The following is a 17969-nucleotide window of genomic DNA, read 5'->3' as shown; positions in this document are numbered from 1 at the left end:
AGCCACCGCCTTTAGATTAACCGCTGCGGATGAGTGTATACCGTGGCTCTGCCGGGTTTGCTAAAACCGACCAGCGTGAGATTGCAACGCTCGGCGACCTCAACGGCTAGCGTGGTGGCGGCAGACACGGCAAATAGAATCTCGATGCCGCACATGGCGGATTTCTGCACCATTTCATAGCTGGCGCGGCTGGAAACCAATACCGCGCCTTGCTGCCACGGCTGTTTGGCTCGTAGTCCTAAAAGTTTATCCAAGGCGACGTGGCGACCGACATCTTCGCAGCCACCTAATAATTCGCCTTCTGGGTTAATCCAGGCCGCCGCATGGGTGCAACCGGTGAGCTGGCCCACGGTTTGTACCTGTTTTAGCTGCCCCAATGCTCTATCCAAATGGTTTAAATCAAAACGTTGGCTGAAGGGCAAAGGCGTTATTGGGCGGAAAATATCGGCCAGTTGCTCGATGCCACACACGCCGCAGCCAGTGCGGCCCGCCATGGCTCGGCGTCGTTCTTTCAAACCGGCAAACCGGCGGCTGGATAGCTCAATTGCGACCTCGATGCCGTTGCAGGTGGGATTAACGTCGATAGCGTAAATATCCTGCGGGCGACTGATAATCCCTTCTGATAAGGAAAAACCGAGGGCAAAAGCCTCCAGATCTTTCGGCGTTCCCATCATGACGACATGAGAAATCCCGTTATATACCAGAGCAATAGGCACTTCTTCCGCCAGCCAGTCGGGCTGAGTGGTGGTTAAGTCCTGCCGCTGCCACAGCTTGAGTTGTCTGGCACCGCAAACATCGGTCGAATTGGCTGTTTGTGCTGGTTTGATCTGGCTCACTGATGCGATCCTGAGTGTTATATCCCATAATGACAGTGTGGTAGTATTCCACGGTAAGGATAAGGCTGTGAACCTTATTCTCTATCGCGGCAAAGCGGTAGTGAGATAACGATTTTAGCGCTGACGCCTTTATCGGGGAAAGCGCCTGTTAAAAACACTGTGACAATCGTGAATTGAGGAGAGACCCATGCAGGTCAGCAGAAGGCAGTTCTTTAAGATCTGCGCTGGCGGTATGGCAGGAACCACGGCGGCGGCACTCGGCTTTGCGCCGGCGGTGGCGTTGGCGGAAACGCGACAGTATAAATTGCTGCGAGCCCGCGAAACCCGTAATACCTGCACATATTGCTCCGTTGGTTGCGGGCTATTGATGTATAGCCTCGGCGACGGTGCAAAAAACGCCAAAGAGAGTATTTTCCACATTGAAGGCGATCCGGATCACCCGGTCAACCGTGGTGCACTTTGCCCGAAAGGTGCTGGCCTGATTGACTTTATCCACAGCGAAAGTCGTCTTAAATATCCAGAATACCGCGCGCCAGGCTCCGATAAATGGCAGCGAATCAGTTGGGATGATGCTTTTACTCGTATCGCCAAACTGATGAAAGAAGACCGAGATGCGAATTTCATTAAGACCAACGAAGCGGGCGTGACCGTTAACCGTTGGCTCAGCACCGGTATGCTGTGTGCCTCTGCATCCAGTAACGAAACGGGTTATCTGACTCAAAAATTCAGTCGCGCTCTCGGCATGCTTGCCGTAGACAACCAAGCACGTGTCTGACACGGACCAACGGTAGCAAGTCTTGCTCCAACATTTGGTCGCGGTGCGATGACCAACCACTGGGTTGACATTAAGAACGCGAATTTAGTTATCGTCATGGGCGGTAACGCGGCTGAAGCGCATCCAGTGGGATTCCGCTGGGCGATGGAAGCCAAGATCCACAACAATGCCAAGCTGATCGTGATAGATCCGCGCTTTACTCGTACTGCATCGGTGGCTGATTTCTATACGCCAATCCGTTCCGGTACCGATATTGCGTTCCTATCCGGCGTACTGTTGTATCTGATCACCAACGAAAAAATTAACCGCGAATACGTCGAGGCTTACACCAACGCCAGCCTGCTGGTGCGGGAAGACTTTGCCTTTGAAGACGGCCTGTTCAGCGGCTACGACGCCGATAACCGTAAATATGATAAAACCAGCTGGAACTATCAGTTGGATGAAAACGGCTACGCCAAACGGGACGTCACCCTGCAAGATCCGCGCTGCGTTTGGAACCTGCTGAAAGAACATATCAGCCGCTACACGCCGGAAGTGGTTAGCAATATCTGCGGTACGCCGCAGGAAGATTTTATCAAAGTTTGTGAATACATTGCCGAAACCAGTGCTGCGGATAAAACCGCGTCCTTCCTGTATGCACTGGGCTGGACTCAGCATTCCGTCGGCGCGCAAAACATCCGTACCATGGCAATGATCCAACTGCTGCTCGGCAATATGGGCATGGCCGGTGGCGGGGTTAACGCCTTGCGCGGTCACTCCAATATTCAAGGTCTGACTGACCTTGGCCTGTTGTCGCAAAGCCTGCCGGGTTACATGAACCTGCCGTCCGAAAAACAGCCGGATCTGGAAACCTATCTTGCTGCCAATACGCCGAAAACCCTGTTGCCGGGTCAGGTGAACTACTGGAGTAACTATCCGAAATTCTTCGTCAGCATGATGAAAAGTTTCTACGGGGATAAAGCGCAGAAGGAAAATAGCTGGGGCTACGATTGGCTACCTAAATGGGATAAAGGCTACGACGTACTACAGTACTTCGAGATGATGTCGCAGGGTAAGGTCAACGGCTATCTGTGCCAAGGTTTTAACCCGGTTGCTTCGTTCCCGAATAAAAACAAAGTAATAGCTTCACTGTCCAAACTGAAGTTCCTGGTCACTATCGATCCACTGAATACGGAAACCTCGAATTTCTGGCAGAACCACGGCGAGTTTAACGACGTCGATCCGTCAAAAATTCAGACCGAAGTGTTCCGTCTGCCATCTACCTGTTTTGCTGAAGAAAACGGCTCTATCGTGAACTCCGGCCGCTGGTTGCAATGGCACTGGAAAGGCGCAGACGCCCCCGGCGAAGCCATGAACGACGGTGGCATTCTGGCGGGTATTCTGATGCGCTTGCGCGAGATGTATCAGCGTGAAGGCGGTGCGGTGCCGGAACAGGTGCTCAATATGACCTGGGACTACCTGACGCCAGACAATCCAGAGCCGGAAGAAGTGGCGATGGAAAGCAACGGTCGCGCATTGGCAGATATTACCGATGCCGACGGCAAAGTGCTGGTGAAAAAAGGCGAGCAATTGAGTACCTTTGCTCATCTGCGCGATGACGGTACTACCGCCAGCGGTTGTTGGATCTTTGCCGGTAGCTGGACGCCAGCGGGTAACCAAATGGCACGCCGTGATAACGCCGATCCGTCTGGCCTCGGTAATACGCTGGGTTGGGCATGGGCATGGCCGTTGAACCGCCGTATTTTGTACAACCGCGCCTCGGCTGACCCACAGGGTAAACCTTGGGATCCGAAACGCCAGCTGCTGGAATGGGACGGAGCGAAATGGACTGGAGTCGATGTTGCTGACTACAGCGCCGCCGCGCCAGGCAGTGATGTCGGGCCGTTTATCATGCAGCCGGAAGGGATGGGGCGTCTGTTCGCCATCGACAAAATGGCGGAAGGGCCGTTCCCGGAACACTACGAGCCGTTTGAAACGCCACTGGGTACCAACCCGCTGCATCCGAACGTGATTTCCAATCCGGCCGCTCGCGTATTTAAAGACGATTTGGAAAGTATGGGCTCCCATGAGCAATTCCCTTATGTGGGCACCACTTATCGTCTGACCGAGCATTTCCACTACTGGACTAAGCATGCGTTATTGAACGCTATTGCCCAGCCGGAGCAATTTGTGGAAATCGGTGAAAAACTGGCCGAGAAGAAAGGCATTAAGCACGGGGATACGGTGAAAGTCAGCTCTAACCGAGGCTATATCAAAGCTAAGGCGGTAGTGACCAAACGTATTCGCACGCTGAGGGTTCACGGACAGGAAGTGGATACCATTGGTATTCCTATTCACTGGGGTTATGAAGGGGTAGCGAAAAAAGGCTTTATTGCTAATACCCTGACGCCGTTCGTTGGCGATGCCAATACGCAAACGCCAGAGTTCAAGGCGTTCCTGGTTAACGTGGAAAAGGTGTAACGGAGAACAACTATGTCACTGCAATCTCAAGACATTATTCGGCGCTCCGGTACTCATTCCCTGACGCCACCGCCGCAGGATCGTAACTATCAGGCTGAAGTGGCGAAGCTTATCGACGTCACCACCTGTATCGGTTGTAAAGCCTGTCAGGTCGCCTGCTCGGAATGGAATGATATCCGTGATGAAGTCGGTCATAACGTCGGGGTGTACGATAACCCCGCCGATTTAACCGCTAAATCATGGACGGTAATGCGTTTCTCCGAAGTGGAGGAAAACGGCAAGCTGGAATGGCTGATCCGTAAGGATGGCTGTATGCACTGTGCCGATCCGGGCTGCCTGAAGGCATGTCCGTCGGAAGGGGCTATTATTCAGTACGCCAATGGCATCGTGGATTTCCAATCGGAGCATTGTATTGGTTGTGGTTACTGCATTGCCGGCTGTCCTTTCGATGTACCGCGCATGAACAAGGACGACAATCGGGTGTACAAATGTACCCTATGCGTTGACCGCGTTAATGTGGGTCAGGAACCGGCCTGTGTGAAAACCTGTCCGACAGGCGCTATTCACTTTGGTACTAAAGAGTCGATGAAGGAAGTGGCGGCTGGGCGCGTGGCAGAATTGAAAACCCGTGGGTTTGATAACGCAGGTTTATACGATCCGGCTGGCGTTGGCGGTACTCACGTTATGTACGTGTTGCACCATGCGGATAAACCGCAGCTTTACCACGGTTTACCTGAAAATCCGACCATTAGCCCGACGGTTACCTTCTGGAAAGGCATTTGGAAACCATTGGCTGCGGTGGGCTTTGCTGCCACCTTTGCCGCCAGTATTTTCCACTATGTTGGCGTTGGCCCGAACCGGGTGGAAGAAGATGAGGATGAAGAGGATAAATCCGTCCCTGCATCGTCAGATTCATCGTCATCTACTCAGCCATCTTCCGAACAGCAAGACGGGGAGACGCGGAAATGAAAAAAGAAAAGCCGATCCAGCGCTACAGCGCACCGGAGCGAATCAACCATTGGATAGTGGCCTTCTGCTTTATGCTGGCGGCCATTAGTGGGCTGGGATTCTTCTTCCCTTCCTTTAACTGGCTGATGAACATCTTCGGTACGCCGCAGCTGGCGCGAATTCTTCATCCCTTTGCCGGGGTGATTATGTTCGCTGCGTTTATGATCATGTTTTTCCGTTACTGGAAACACAACCTGATCAACCGCGAAGACCTGGTCTGGGCGAAAAATATCCACAAAATTGCCATGAATGAGGAAGTGGGCGACACGGGACGCTATAATTTTGGTCAGAAATGCGTATTCTGGGCAGCAATTATAAGTCTGGTGCTGTTAGTGGCCAGTGGTGTGGTTATCTGGCGGCCTTACTTCGCCGAGTATTTCCCGATTCCATTGATTCGCCTGGCGTTACTGGTGCACTCATTGGCAGCGGTGGGGCTGATCATCGTCATCATGGTTCACATTTATGCGGCCATTTGGGTGAAAGGCACGATAACGGCGATGGTGGAAGGCTGGGTACCTGCGGCATGGGCGAAAAAGCACCATCCGCGCTGGTATCGGGAAATCCGTCAGAAAAAACAGGAAGAGAAACCCTGAAATGAGTATTCGCATTGTCCCTAAGGACCAACTTAGTCAACAAAGCGAAAGAGCATCAACGGCGGGGACAATCCCGCCGTTACTTTTCGCGAATTTAAAAAGCCTGTATACCCGCCGAACCGAACGTTTACGGCAACTGGCGCTAGATAATCCGTTGTCTGATTATCTGGATTTTGCCGCCAGAATTACCGAAGCGCAGCAAAAAGCGCTGCACGATCACCCGCTGACGTTGGATATGCGGGCGGAGCTGGAGCACTCGGCCGCTAGCGGCAAGCCGCCGTTGGATGCGAGCGTATTTCCTCGTACTGAGCACTGGCGTTTGTTGCTGTCGGCGCTGATTGCCGAACTGCGTCCAGATGCGCCTGAGCATATTCAGGTCGTGCTGGATAATCTGGAAAAATCATCGGTACATGAGCTGGAGCTCTACGCTGACGCATTGTTGAATCGCGAATTCGGCAAGATCGGCAGTGAGAAATCCCCGTTTATCTGGGCGGCGCTATCGCTGTATTGGGCGCAAATGGCCAGCCAGATTCCCGGTAAAGCTCGTGCGGAATATGGTGAACACCGTCAGTTCTGCCCGGTCTGCGGCAGTATTCCGGTTTCCAGCGTGGTGCATATCGGTACGGTGAACGGCCTGCGTTACCTGCACTGCAATCTGTGTGAAAGCGAATGGCACGTCGTGCGGATAAAATGCAGTAACTGCGAGCAAAGCCGCGATCTGAATTATTGGTCACTGGATAGCGAACTGGCAGCGGTAAAAGCAGAAAGTTGTGGTGATTGCGGCACTTATCTAAAAATTCTGTATCAGGAAAAAGATCCGCAGGTTGAAGCGGTGGCTGATGATTTGGCCTCGCTGATTCTGGATGCCAAAATGGAAGGAGAAGGTTTCGCCCGCAGTAGCGTTAATCCGTTCCTGTTCCCCGGCGAATAACTTTCCGTTATCTCCCTGATTTGAGTGACTATGAGCGCAGAACCTCAGCAACTTTATAGCCAATTACCTGCCATAGACCGTCTGTTGCGGGAGCCAGAAATGGCTCCTTTGCTGGATGAATATGGCGCGACGCTACTCACTGATATCCTGCGGAAAATGCAAACGCAGGCCCGCGAGATTATCCGCCAGACTCAGACGCTGCCGCACTGGCATAGCTGCTGGATTACCGAACTACGTCAACGGATTAACCAACGCCAACCCGCCCTGAAACCCGTATTCAACCTGACCGGTACGGTATTGCATACCAATCTTGGCCGCGCGCCTTTGGCTGAATCTGCTATTAACGCAGTGACGGCGGCGATGCGCGGCGCGGTGACGCTGGAATATGACCTCGGTGACGCTGGACGCGGGCATCGGGATCGGGCGGTAGCGGATTTACTCTGTGAACTGACCGGCGCAGAAGACGCCTGTATTGTTAACAATAATGCGGCGGCGGTACTGCTGATGCTGGCGGCGGTCTCGGCGGGCAAAGAAGTCGTGGTTTCACGTGGTGAGCTGGTGGAAATCGGCGGCGCTTTCCGTATTCCTGACGTCATGCGTCAGGCGGGTTGCCAATTGGTTGAGGTTGGCGCAACCAACCGCACTCATTTGAAGGATTATCGGCAGGCAATCGGCGAAAATACCGGTCTGCTGATGAAAGTTCATACCAGTAATTATAGTATTCAAGGCTTTACCGCCGCGGTAACGGAATCTCAGCTAACAGCCTTGGGGCAGGAATTTTCTGTGCCGACGGCAACGGATTTGGGCAGCGGTTCGCTAATCGATATGACCCAATACGGATTACCTGCCGAGCCAATGCCGCAGCAACTGATTGCCGCTGGCGTCGATTTGATCACTTTTTCCGGAGATAAATTGTTGGGAGGGCCGCAGGCGGGGATTATTCTGGGCAAAAAGCACTGGATCGCCAAACTTCAGCAGCACCCGCTCAAACGCGCTCTGCGGGTCGATAAAATGACCCTATCAGCATTAGAAGCTACACTACGTCTTTATCAACAACCGGATCGGTTGGCAGATTTACTGCCATCGCTGCGCATACTCACTCGTCCGCAGCAAGAGATGCGTGACAGCGCCGAGCGCCTATTAGTGCAGCTTAGCGCGCATTATCCGGATTTTGACCTTGCCAGCGAAGAATGCTGGTCGCAGATTGGCAGTGGTTCCTTGCCGGTCGATCGTTTGCCCAGTTGGGCGATAACTTTCACACCTAAAGACGGGCGGGGTAGTACGCTGCTGTCGCTGGCTAACCGCTGGCGCCGTCTGAATCAGCCGGTGATCGGTCATCTTCGGGATGGGCGCATGTGGCTAGATTTACGTTGTTTAAATGATGAAGATGCTTTGCTCAGGGAGCTTGTTTGATGATTATTGCCACCGCCGGTCACGTTGACCACGGTAAAACCACGCTATTACAGGCTATAACCGGCGTAAATGCCGATCGTTTGCCGGAAGAAAAACAGCGTGGTATGACTATCGATCTGGGCTACGCCTATTGGCCACAGCCCGACGGCAGTAGTCTCGGTTTTATTGATGTTCCCGGTCATGAGAAGTTTCTGTCCAATATGCTGGCAGGAATGGGCGGTATCGATCACGCTCTGCTGGTAGTGGCCTGTGACGATGGCGTAATGGCGCAAACACATGAACATTTGGCCATTTTACGCCTCAGTGGCCATCCAAAACTGACAGTGGCGTTAACCAAAGCCGATCGTGCCGATGAGCAACAGATTGAGCAGGTTCGCCAGCAGGTTTTGACCGAACTGGCACAGCAAGGCTGGGCTGCCGATCAGATTTCCCTGTTTATCACCGCTGCTAACCGCGGAGTCGGTATTGACGAACTGCGCGCTCATCTGACGCAGCTTAGCCAGCAGGCTAGCGATGCTCAACGTATTCAACGGCGGTTCCGTCTGGCAATCGATCGGGCTTTTAGCCTGAAAGGTTCGGGATTAGTAGTGACGGGAACGCTGCTAGCGGGGCAAGTAGCCGTTGGCGATACTCTGTGGTTAACCGGCAGCGATTGTCCGGTTCGGGTACGAAGTATTCATTCGCAGAATGAGCCAGCCACTCATGCACAGGCTGGCCAAAGGATTGCGCTGAATATCACTGGCGATACCAGCAAACAGCAAATTTCTCGCGGCGATTGGCTATTGGAGCGACAGCCGCCGGAAGCGCAGGATCGGGTGCTGGTGGAAGTCACAACGGATACACCGATGCATCATTGGCAATCTCTGCATTTACATCAAGGTGCTAGCCATATTACCGGTCGAGTTTCCATGCTGAATGGCGCAGAAACCCCGATGTTGGCCGAATTATTGCTGGATACACCGCTGTATCTGGCAGAAAACGATCGCTTTATCCTGCGTGACATTGCGGCAAAGCACACCCTGGGTGGCGCTCGAGTCATCGCTCTGTCTTCCCCGAAAAGAGGTAAGCGGCAGCCGGCGTTTTTGGCGTGGCTGACTGCGCTAGCTCAGGCCACGACAGATGCGGAAGTCCTTAACCTTCAATTGGATAAAAGGCCGGTATCGATTCAACAGTTTGCCTGGGCACGTCAATTATCCGATGGACAACTCGATAAACTATTGGCAGACAGCCAACAGTTAGTGGCTGGCGATAGCGTACTTTCCTCTGCGATGGCTGAAAATGCCCGGCAAAACCTGCTGCAAGTGCTCGCCAGTTACCATCAGCAGCACAGCGATCAGTTGGGCTTGGGCCGCGCCCGCCTGCGCCGCATGGCTTTACCGACGCTTGATGAGGCTTTGGTTAATCGGGTTATCGATCAATTAGTTGCCGACGGCGAATTAGCGAATACGCGCGGCTGGCTGCATTTACCTGAACACAGTTTGGCGTTTACAGCTGAAGAGGAAAAACAGTGGCTGCGTGCGCGGGTTTATTTTGAAAGTGACCCTTGGTGGGTGCGGGATCTGGCCGTAGCGCTGGAAATGGATGAAGAGTCGATGCGTGGATTATTGCGTAAAGCCGCGCGTTTGGGCCATATCACCGCGATTGTGCCGGATCGCTACTATCTGAATCGCAGAATCTATCAGTTTGCCGATTTGATTCGTACTCTGGATGCCAGCAAAGGTAGCGCCAGCGCAGCGGATTTCCGCGACAGCCTTGGCGTCGGCCGTAAGTTAGCGATTCAAATTCTGGAATTTTTCGATCGCAGCGGCTTTACCCGCCGCCGTGGCAACGACCATATTCTGCGCGACCGAGGTATGTTTTGTTAGTGCATCGGTGCTGATGTAACTACCAGATTACACATCAATAGTGATGTATTTTGTGATGAATACATTCCTACCGATGCTTTATAGATTCCATGACCATTAAAAATGGGTTCAGCATTAGCCGAACCCATCTGTTCACATCATCAGTGCCAGGTTTATTATTCCGCAGCTACAGCTTCAGGCTGTTTACGAATAAATATTGCTACCAGCGACAGCCACAGCAGGCCGCTGATTAAATTGAAAAGATTGAAGATACCGCTGTTTCCCCACAGATAGGCGACTTTCGCCAACTCTATGCCCAAAGTGAAGACAAACATACTGATCATCCCCATTGCGGCAGAAACCGTACCTTTACTGATATCGCTGGCAAACAGGGTCAAACGCACCAAACCGGCATTTGCTACACCAATACCAAAAGCATACAAACTGAGACCCGCCGTCATCCACAAATAGGCGTGAGATGAATAAAGCGTTGAAACAGCGGCCAATATCAACCCACCGATCATCGGGCCTGCGCCGAGTTTAATCAGTTTAGGAATGCTGGTTTTACCACTCAAACGCGCCAGCGTCAGGTTACCAATGATTAATGCGCCGAAAATAGGCACTTGCAATAAACCATAGTCAAAGGTCGATAGCTGCTCGCCACTGATCAAAATAACCGGCGATTGTGCAATCCAAGCCAACAATGGCAGGCTAGCAAAGCCTAATGCCAATGCTCCGCACAGAAAGCGACGGTTAGCCAGCACTTGCTTATAATCATGCCACATGGCCGAAAGCGAGAGCTTTTCACCTTTCAACACCGCAGTTTCTGGCATTGCTCGCCATAAGCCAATGAACGAAATTGCCCCCAGAACCGCAAAAAGCACAAACATACTTTGCCACGGCGCAACGTGAATCAAGGCTGCACCGGCTAAAGGGCCAAGTAGCGGAGCGATCAGAGCCACGTTTGCCATCAGCGCGGTGATCTTAATACATACTGCTTCTTCGAATGATTCCTGAATGGTGGCGTAACCTACGGCGCCGATAAAGCACAGGCCAATGCCTTGCAGGAAGCGCATAGCAATAAATTGTTCTATGGTATTGACCAAAAGAATAGCCAGACAGGTAATGACAAAGAAAGCCACGCCTGCCAGCATTACCGGACGACGGCCACGGCGATCGGAAAGCGGCCCCAACAGCCATTGTAGGAACATACCGCCGGCTAAATAGGCGGTCATGGATGTGGGAACCCATTCTATGCTGGCGTTGAAATCAGCGACGACTGCCAGCATACCGGGCTGAATCATATCGTTGGCAATATAGGCTGCGAATTCAAATAGGACTAAACACAGGGGAAACAACAGCGCCCGGCGGCCTAAAGGTTTCGCGGGTGTTAACGTAGTTTGCATAGATTAAGTTATTAATAATTAATAAGAAAAGTGGAACTGCCTCAGCGAGAAAAGCTGTCGAGACGAGTTAGGACGGCTATTTTGCCGCCAATAATGAATAATGGCAACGATTTACATGCAGGTAGATTCTTAATTACCTTGGGCGAGTATTTCTTTTTGAGTTACTTTTAGCGCCCTTAGTATATAACTTATCGTTAACTTTTTTGGCCCAAATGCATGAGCAACAGAGAATAGGCATGACCAATAAAATTGGATGGATTGATAATTTGCGGGCAGTGGCTTGCATTATGGTGGTTATGATTCACGCCACCACTTACTATCTCACCAGCGGAGCAGCGGTCGGTGAATTCAGCTGGGATTTATCTAACTTACTGAATTCCATGTCTCGGGTTGGCGTCCCTTTGTTCTTTATGATTTCGGGTTATCTGTTTTTGGGTGAAAAAAGTGCCGGTAAGAAGCATTTTATACGCATCGGTCTATGCCTGACTTTTTATAGTGCTATTGCTCTAATTTATATATCCACACTGACGCCGATAGGCGGCTGGGCTTCATTAAAGAATATTTTGCAAAAGCCGGTGTTTTATCACCTGTGGTTTTTCTACGCCATAATCGTGGTGTATCTGGTTTCTCCGCTGATTAACGTCAAGCCTGTATCCGGCCGTTACGTTGCCGTAGTCATACTGTTGCTGGCGGTGGTTGCCAATCCTTATACCGGTAAGTTCTCTCTCGATGGTTTCCATTTACTGCCTGTAAACCTGTATATCTCCGGAGATACTTTCTATTACCTGCTATACGCAATGCTAGGCCGGGCGATTGGTATGCTGAATACGGAAGGAAAATCGATAAGTTGGGCAGCAGCGTTCGCTTTTATCGTGAGCGTAGGATTGATCGTCATTTCGACAAAAAAACAAAGTATTATCAATGGAAATTTTGCAGATACCTTCTACATGTACTGTAGTCCGCTGGTCTTTATTGCGGCGGTGTCTCTGCTAATCTGGTTTAAAAACTGCCTTTCCCAGCCACGAGCCTGGTTAACCTGGCTTTCGGGTCATTCTCTTGCGATTTATGGTTTCCACGCGCTTATTATTCACTTTGTGCGCACCCACCACTTTGATTTTACCGCCTATCCGGCGCTGGATATTTTCTATGTTTTCGCTTTCGCGTTGGGTGGTAGCATGTTGTTATCTATAGGATTACAGCGTATTGATAAAAGAAGATTAGTCAGTTGATCAAGCTATGCCCGTAGATAACTGCGGGCTAAAGAGTTTGGGGGTTTCACCGCATTATGAAATCGCCATCTGAATGAGTTGATGTAGGTAATTTGTTGTTTTAAATATTTTTTTCTGCCTAATTTCTGTTTTTTAGACATGTCACAGGCCCGTTCCAGTCATCAAAAATAATTCGCTTTCGTTAACTTATTCGCCTCTTTCTACTTATTTATATCAGGTTATTTCGAGGCTAATGACAATAACCATGCATTAACTGATATAAGCTGCAATTAGTATGCTGAACGGCGGATTAGTTACTGATGATATGAGGAATGATATAGCGTCCTGTTATGTATGATTTGAAGCAAGGATGGGCTCGCTATGAAAAAAATACAATTAATGGCGCTATTGACCTGTTTGATGGTCGTTGGTTACAAGGCGAATGCCGCTATCGTACTGGATCGTACAAGAGTTATTTATACGGCTGATGTCGGATTCGTTAACCTGAGTATTCGGAATGAGAATAAAACTCTGCCTTATCTGGCTCAATCGTGGATCGAAAATGTAGCTCCGCAGAGCACCTCTGTGCCGTTGGCGGTTTCACCGGAAATACAGAGGGTGAATTCGGGTGAAAAAAATATCGTCCGCATTTATGCCACACTGGATGCGAAAACATTGCCTCAGGATCGCGAATCGCTGTTTTATTACACGTTGCGAGAAATACCGCCGCGTAGCGATATTCCCGATGCGATACAGGTAGCGCTACAAACCAAAATAAAGCTGTTTTACCGCCCGTTGAGTATTGTGCCGCAGCCCGATGAAATCTGGCAGCAGCGCGTCATATTGCACAAAACTGCTCAGGGATATCGGCTCGAGAATCCGACGCCCTATTATCTGACGGTAATCGGCTTGGCGGCCAGAAGCGGAGCGGCGGCAAAAGAGGATTTTCCTGCAATCATGGTCGCACCTATGTCCAGCAGCGAACTGGTTGCAGAAAATTACCCCTCGCCGGTTATCACTTATATCAATGATTACGGTGCTCATCCAGAATTGAGCTTTAGCTGCCACGGGGCAATTTGCCGTGCGATTATCTCTGGTTCATAAGGTTGCAGCGAATTTGGGGAATATTTGGGGAATATTTGGGCAGACTGTCGCCATGGTTTACGGGCAAAGGCTGCCAACAGTAGGCTTTTGTATGGTTGCCATACGGAGAAAAACTCACTTTTACCAAGGGTTACGCAGATTTCTGCTCAACTTAACAATGTTGAAAATGCCTGACTGATTTCTAATACCTTGTTGAATAAACGCGTTATAATCGCTAGCTTACATAAAGATTATCTATGGAAGATCATCGCTCCCGGTGGGGCGGCTGGACTTCAAATCCAGATGGGGCCGCCAGCGGTCCCTGGCAGGTTCGACTCCTGTGATCTTCCGCCAAAGCTCTTCCGTATTACTCCCCGAAAGTCCTAAAAACCCCAGTAAAACCAATAGATAGAGCGTTTTATTGTCCGTAGGTGTCCGAGCTTATCTCTCTAAATTCGTAACAATTGTGTATAGTAAAGGGTATAGAATTACCCTATACCTTTTTGAGCTATACACATGCCACTTTCCGATATCCAGATTCGCCGTGCTAAACCACAAGAAAAAGCCTATACCCTGAGTGACGGGCAAGGGCTATCACTCTTAATTGAACCTAATGGCAGCAAAGGCTGGCGCTTTCGCTATCGTTTTGCCGGTAAAGCCCGATTAATGTCATTAGGGACTTATGACTTGATATCCCTTGCTGAAGCTCGCTCTAAGCGAGATATGGCACGTAAACTGGTTGCAGATGGAACAGATCCCGCAGAGGTGAAAAAGGCTGAGAAGTTAGCGCAGCGGCTTTCATCGGAAAACTCTTTTGAGGCCATTAGCCGTGAGTGGCATAAAGCTAAAGCGGATCGTTGGTCTTTGGGATATAGGGAAGAAATCATGAGTACCTTTGAGGCGGATATATTTCCGTATATTGGTAAACGGCCAATTGCAGAAATCACACCGCTGGAGTTACTTGATGTGCTTCAACGTATCGAAAAGCGTGGAGCGTTAGAAAAAACGCGCAAAGTACGTCAGCGCTGCGGGGAAGTATTTCGTTATGCCATTATTACCGGTCGGGCTGCATATAATCCCGCCCCTGACCTTGCCAGCGCATTAAGTACGCCAAAGAAACAGCATTACCCGTTCCTGTCTGCCGAAGAGATGCCATATTTTATTCGTGATCTAGAGGGTTATACCGGCAGCATCATAACCAAGAACGCCGCGAAGATACTTATTTTAACGGGTGTACGAACTAAGGAAATGCGTTTTGCTACTTGGCAGGAAATCGATCTTGAGAGCGGCTTGTGGGAGATTCCAGCAGAACGAATGAAGATGCGTCGCCCTCATATCGTGCCGTTGTCTACGCAGGTTATAGCGCTATTTAAACAGCTCTTACCTATCACCGGACATTATCCTTATATTTTTATTGGACGAAATGACCGTAAAAAGCCTATAAGTAAAGAAACAGTCAATCAGGTCATTGAATTACTGGGTTATAAAGGCCGTGCGACGGGTCACGGATTTAGACATACCATGTCAACGATTTTGCATGAGCAAGGCTATGATAGTGCATGGATAGAGCTACAATTGGCTCACGTTGATAAGAATAGTATTCGCGGTACTTATAATCATGCACAGTATCTTGAAAAGCGAAGAGATATGTTGCAGTGGTATTCATATAAATTATATTTGGTGTAATCAAGGAAAAGATAAATGTCTTACTTTTTTGACACAGCAGTGAATATTGAAGGAAATAAAAAGCTTAGAACACCACAGGTAGAAGCATACATAAAGATTAGGGAGTTTTTTAGCGATCCGCAAAATCGTGAGGCCTTGGTTGTGTTGCCTACAGGTACAGGAAAAAGTGGGTTGATATCGATTGCACCCTATGGTGTGTCAGAGAAAAGAGTATTAATTATTACACCCGGCTTGGTTACGAAAGACAGCATCAGGAAAACCCAAGAAGTGTTAGAAGATAATTTTTGGGTTAATTGCGATGTTATGTTTAGCAGTAAAGATATTCCGATTGTAAATGAATATGTTTCAGATATATCAGATGAACACTTAGAAAGTAGTCATATTGTTTATTCTAATATTCATAGAATTTCTGGTAATAGAAGTACAACTCTTATTAATCGAGTCGCTCCTGATTACTTTGATTTAATTATTGTAGATGAGGCTCATCATGCCCCAGCACAAAGCTGGCGTGACGCAATACAATATTTTTCTAATGCTAAGATTCTTCATGTTACGGGAACGCCTTATCGGGGGGATAATCAGGAAGTTCCCGGAGTGAAAATACATGAAACGCCATTGTCTGAGGTCATGAAAGATAAATATGTTAAATGGCTAAGGAAAGAAACGGTTAATGCTAGTGAGTTATTCTTTTATACGCCAGATATGCCAGGTGTTAAGTTATCTAAAGATGATGTTCTTGCGCTTAAAGATAAAGAATGGATTGAAAAGAGCGTAGCGTTATCAGAGGAATGCTCTAAAGATGTGATTGAACATAGCATCCGTCGGTTAGATGAGCTAAAAAAAATATCAACCTCTGTGCCACATAAGATATTAGCTGTAGGGTGTAGTATCACTCATGCGGAAGATCTATATAAGTGGTATACAGAAAAAGGGCTGAGAGCTACTATAATTCATAGTGAGATGGAGCCTGAAAGAATCGCCACCTCGTTTAAAGAGATAGACAATAATAATTGTGATGTGGTTATATCAGTAAATATGCTAATGGAGGGGTATGACCATAAGTATTTAAGTATATTGGCAATATTTAGACCATATAGAAGTCTTAATGCATTCGCACAGGTTGTAGGGCGTATATTAAGGGCCATACCAGATAATGAGATTGCTGCTTTTGAAATAGATAATAATGGTTTGGTTATCTTTCATGAGGAAATTGGTCTAAATGTAATGTGGGATACTTTCCAAAAGGAAGTGGACAGGGCAAAAAGAGCTAGTGTTAGAGAATATATATTTAGCGATCGTGATTATGTTGAGAGAGAGCAAGCTCTAGCGGGAATTGCTAGTGATGGTGCGTATGTAAGTGAAACCGATTCATATTTAGATGATATCGATTTTAATGCTCTTTTTGAGCAGAAAAGAGCTGAAATAAGTGAAGCTGTTTCTAGCCAAATAGAAAAAATAAGATTAGCTGGTATTACATTATCCGATTCAGCAATTGAAGGGTTGAAAAAGTCATTAGTAGAGGAGGAGGCGCGTAAAGTTGCTGATATTATAGATCCTGAGCTAATTGAAAAACGACCACATATCGCAAGAAAAAGAATGCGAGAAATCCTTAAGACAAGAACCCAAGATGAAGTTGCTAATCTATTGAATGATAAAGGTATTGGTGAGAAGAGTTCAGAACTATATGATATTTTTGGTCGTCATATGCAGTATATAGCACCAACGGACGCCAATGATGGTATCTTGATGCGTTATATTAATTTAAAATTGTCAAAAGCCTTTGGGCGTGTGGATGAGCGTGATAATAAAACTCTGCTACAGTCTATAGATGCGTTGCCCGGTATTTTAAAAGAAGTTGAGAGGATGATAAGATGACTAACCAATTGAAAATAAAAGATATTATTAATAAAATAATAGCCTTTTGCATGGTGAAGGGAGTTCAGCCAGAAGAGTTGGTTACTGCTATTTTTGATAACGAATACGAAAGCATTGAAACTATTAAGAAAAATGGAATGGTTCATCTAATTATCACGTATCAGGAATCTATCGAAGATTCTCATAGCATCGTGAAAACGAGGTACATATATGATAATGAGAGACGATTGCAGATAGTTGATCAAAAGATAAATTCTTCACCCTATAAAACGCAATGGGATCGTAACAGTAAATTAAACATTTTACTTGATGAATTAGCACTTTTGGTTTCAAGTAGAGATAGTTTAATTGAAGTAATAAAAGACACTATTCCGAATGAACTTCGCGGTGTAATTTACCCTCAGTTAAAAATTGCTTGTTAATCTCATAAAGAAGGCAGATTTATAGTCTGCCTTCACTCGCTTTAGAAGAGTAAGTATAACAATTCAAAAATGCTAAAATGTAGTATGTTATTTAATATGTTGGTCAATATCAACGATTGAGATAACACCTTTTAGAATTCTCAACGAAGTGTAATGTGAGCTTGAAAAATAGGTGTCAAACACATCCGCGCGCAATGGTCCCCCGCCTACGCGCTCTGACTTTATCATGCACTTTTCATGCATGACATAAAGAGCCTACAAGCCCTTGTAGCGCGGTGTTTCAGATGTTTTGATGCAAGGGCGTTGCATGCAAAATCATGCACTATATGCATGCAGTGCTCATTTTGGCAGGCTAGCCAGAGAAAAAGCCCTTAAACGGCAAGGGCAAAGTGGCGAGAGTCGGAGAAAAGTCCCTGCCTTGAGAGGTTA

General features: G+C 48.3%; 13 protein-coding genes and 1 tRNA gene. 12 read left to right on the top strand and 2 right to left on the bottom strand.

Annotated elements, in window-relative coordinates; translation table 11 throughout:
• Positions 1-11 precede the first annotated feature (11 nt).
• Positions 12-836, bottom strand: a complete 825-nt coding sequence (gene fdhD, locus PL78_RS12250; RefSeq protein WP_064515875.1) for a formate dehydrogenase accessory sulfurtransferase FdhD — start codon at positions 834-836, stop codon at positions 12-14.
• A 187-nt stretch (positions 837-1023) separates the two neighbouring features.
• On the opposite strand from fdhD, the gene fdnG reads away from it, so the two are divergent.
• The 6 genes from fdnG to selB are packed head-to-tail and all read left to right on the top strand — an operon-like array spanning position 1024 to position 9881.
• Complete coding sequence (gene fdnG / locus PL78_RS12240) at positions 1024-4071, top strand: formate dehydrogenase-N subunit alpha (protein ID WP_120806512.1); 3048 nt, start codon at positions 1024-1026, stop codon at positions 4069-4071.
• A gap of 12 nt (positions 4072-4083) precedes the next feature.
• Positions 4084-5040 (top strand): formate dehydrogenase subunit beta, encoded by a 957-nt coding sequence (fdxH, locus tag PL78_RS12235; protein WP_064515870.1) that lies wholly within the window; start codon positions 4084-4086, stop codon positions 5038-5040.
• Complete coding sequence (gene fdoI / locus PL78_RS12230; RefSeq protein WP_064515866.1) at positions 5037-5672, top strand: formate dehydrogenase cytochrome b556 subunit; 636 nt, start codon at positions 5037-5039, stop codon at positions 5670-5672. The genes fdxH and fdoI overlap by 4 nt, the downstream gene beginning before the upstream one ends.
• Before the next feature lies 1 nt (position 5673).
• Positions 5674-6603 (top strand): formate dehydrogenase accessory protein FdhE, encoded by a 930-nt coding sequence (fdhE, locus tag PL78_RS12225; protein WP_064515864.1) that lies wholly within the window; start codon positions 5674-5676, stop codon positions 6601-6603.
• A gap of 30 nt (positions 6604-6633) precedes the next feature.
• Positions 6634-8016, top strand: coding sequence for an L-seryl-tRNA(Sec) selenium transferase (gene selA, locus PL78_RS12220; protein WP_064515862.1), 1383 nt, complete (start codon positions 6634-6636; stop codon positions 8014-8016).
• Positions 8016-9881 (top strand): selenocysteine-specific translation elongation factor, encoded by a 1866-nt coding sequence (gene selB, locus PL78_RS12215; protein ID WP_064515861.1) that lies wholly within the window; start codon positions 8016-8018, stop codon positions 9879-9881. The genes selA and selB overlap by 1 nt, the downstream gene beginning before the upstream one ends.
• Before the next feature lie 155 nt (positions 9882-10036).
• On the opposite strand, the gene PL78_RS12210 is transcribed toward selB, so the two are convergent.
• Positions 10037-11266, bottom strand: a complete 1230-nt coding sequence (locus PL78_RS12210; RefSeq protein ID WP_064515859.1) for an MFS transporter — start codon at positions 11264-11266, stop codon at positions 10037-10039.
• Positions 11267-11502: 236 nt separating this feature from the next.
• On the opposite strand from PL78_RS12210, the gene PL78_RS12205 reads away from it, so the two are divergent.
• The 6 genes from PL78_RS12205 to PL78_RS12180 all read left to right on the top strand — a co-directional run bounded on the left by PL78_RS12205 (position 11503) and on the right by PL78_RS12180 (position 17540).
• Positions 11503-12495 carry an acyltransferase gene (locus tag PL78_RS12205; RefSeq protein ID WP_064515857.1) on the top strand — a complete coding sequence of 331 codons (993 nt, stop codon included), beginning with the start codon at positions 11503-11505 and terminating at the stop codon, positions 12493-12495.
• A gap of 360 nt (positions 12496-12855) precedes the next feature.
• Entirely contained in the window at positions 12856-13578 is a 723-nt protein-coding gene (locus PL78_RS12200; RefSeq protein WP_064515855.1) for a fimbrial biogenesis chaperone, read from the top strand.
• Between the two features lie 238 nt (positions 13579-13816).
• A tRNA-Sec gene (locus PL78_RS12195) sits at positions 13817-13911 on the top strand.
• Between the two features lie 162 nt (positions 13912-14073).
• A complete protein-coding gene (locus PL78_RS12190) occupies positions 14074-15243 on the top strand; it encodes a tyrosine-type recombinase/integrase (RefSeq protein ID WP_064515853.1) in 1170 nt (389 codons plus the stop codon).
• Between the two features lie 15 nt (positions 15244-15258).
• The gene (locus PL78_RS12185) at positions 15259-17118 is read left to right on the top strand and encodes a DEAD/DEAH box helicase (RefSeq protein ID WP_064515851.1); all 1860 of its coding nucleotides are present in this window, start codon (positions 15259-15261) and stop codon (positions 17116-17118) included.
• Complete coding sequence (locus PL78_RS12180; protein ID WP_064515849.1) at positions 17115-17540, top strand: hypothetical protein; 426 nt, start codon at positions 17115-17117, stop codon at positions 17538-17540. The genes PL78_RS12185 and PL78_RS12180 overlap by 4 nt, the downstream gene beginning before the upstream one ends.
• Positions 17541-17969: the final 429 nt, after the last annotated feature.

The sequence above is a fragment of the Yersinia entomophaga genome (assembly GCF_001656035.1).
Classification (GTDB): Bacteria; Pseudomonadota; Gammaproteobacteria; order Enterobacterales; family Enterobacteriaceae; genus Yersinia; species Yersinia entomophaga.
Note: the sequence above shows the minus strand (reverse complement) of the source record. Positions and strands in the feature narration are given on the sequence as shown.

Excerpts from the sequence above, each read along its gene's own strand:
- fdxH (WP_064515870.1), top strand. The coding sequence starts at position 4,084 with ATGTCACTGCAATCTCAAGACATTATTCGGCGCTCCGGTACTCATTCC.
- fdoI (WP_064515866.1), top strand. The coding sequence starts at position 5,037 with ATGAAAAAAGAAAAGCCGATCCAGCGCTACAGCGCACCGGAGCGAATC.
- selB (WP_064515861.1), top strand. The coding sequence starts at position 8,016 with ATGATTATTGCCACCGCCGGTCACGTTGACCACGGTAAAACCACGCTA.
- selA (WP_064515862.1), top strand. The coding sequence starts at position 6,634 with ATGAGCGCAGAACCTCAGCAACTTTATAGCCAATTACCTGCCATAGAC.
- PL78_RS12180 (WP_064515849.1), top strand. The coding sequence starts at position 17,115 with ATGACTAACCAATTGAAAATAAAAGATATTATTAATAAAATAATAGCC.
- PL78_RS12185 (WP_064515851.1), top strand. The coding sequence starts at position 15,259 with ATGTCTTACTTTTTTGACACAGCAGTGAATATTGAAGGAAATAAAAAG.
- PL78_RS12205 (WP_064515857.1), top strand. The coding sequence starts at position 11,503 with ATGACCAATAAAATTGGATGGATTGATAATTTGCGGGCAGTGGCTTGC.
- PL78_RS12200 (WP_064515855.1), top strand. The coding sequence starts at position 12,856 with ATGAAAAAAATACAATTAATGGCGCTATTGACCTGTTTGATGGTCGTT.
- PL78_RS12210 (WP_064515859.1), bottom strand. The coding sequence starts at position 11,266 with ATGCAAACTACGTTAACACCCGCGAAACCTTTAGGCCGCCGGGCGCTG.
- fdhE (WP_064515864.1), top strand. The coding sequence starts at position 5,674 with ATGAGTATTCGCATTGTCCCTAAGGACCAACTTAGTCAACAAAGCGAA.
- PL78_RS12190 (WP_064515853.1), top strand. The coding sequence starts at position 14,074 with ATGCCACTTTCCGATATCCAGATTCGCCGTGCTAAACCACAAGAAAAA.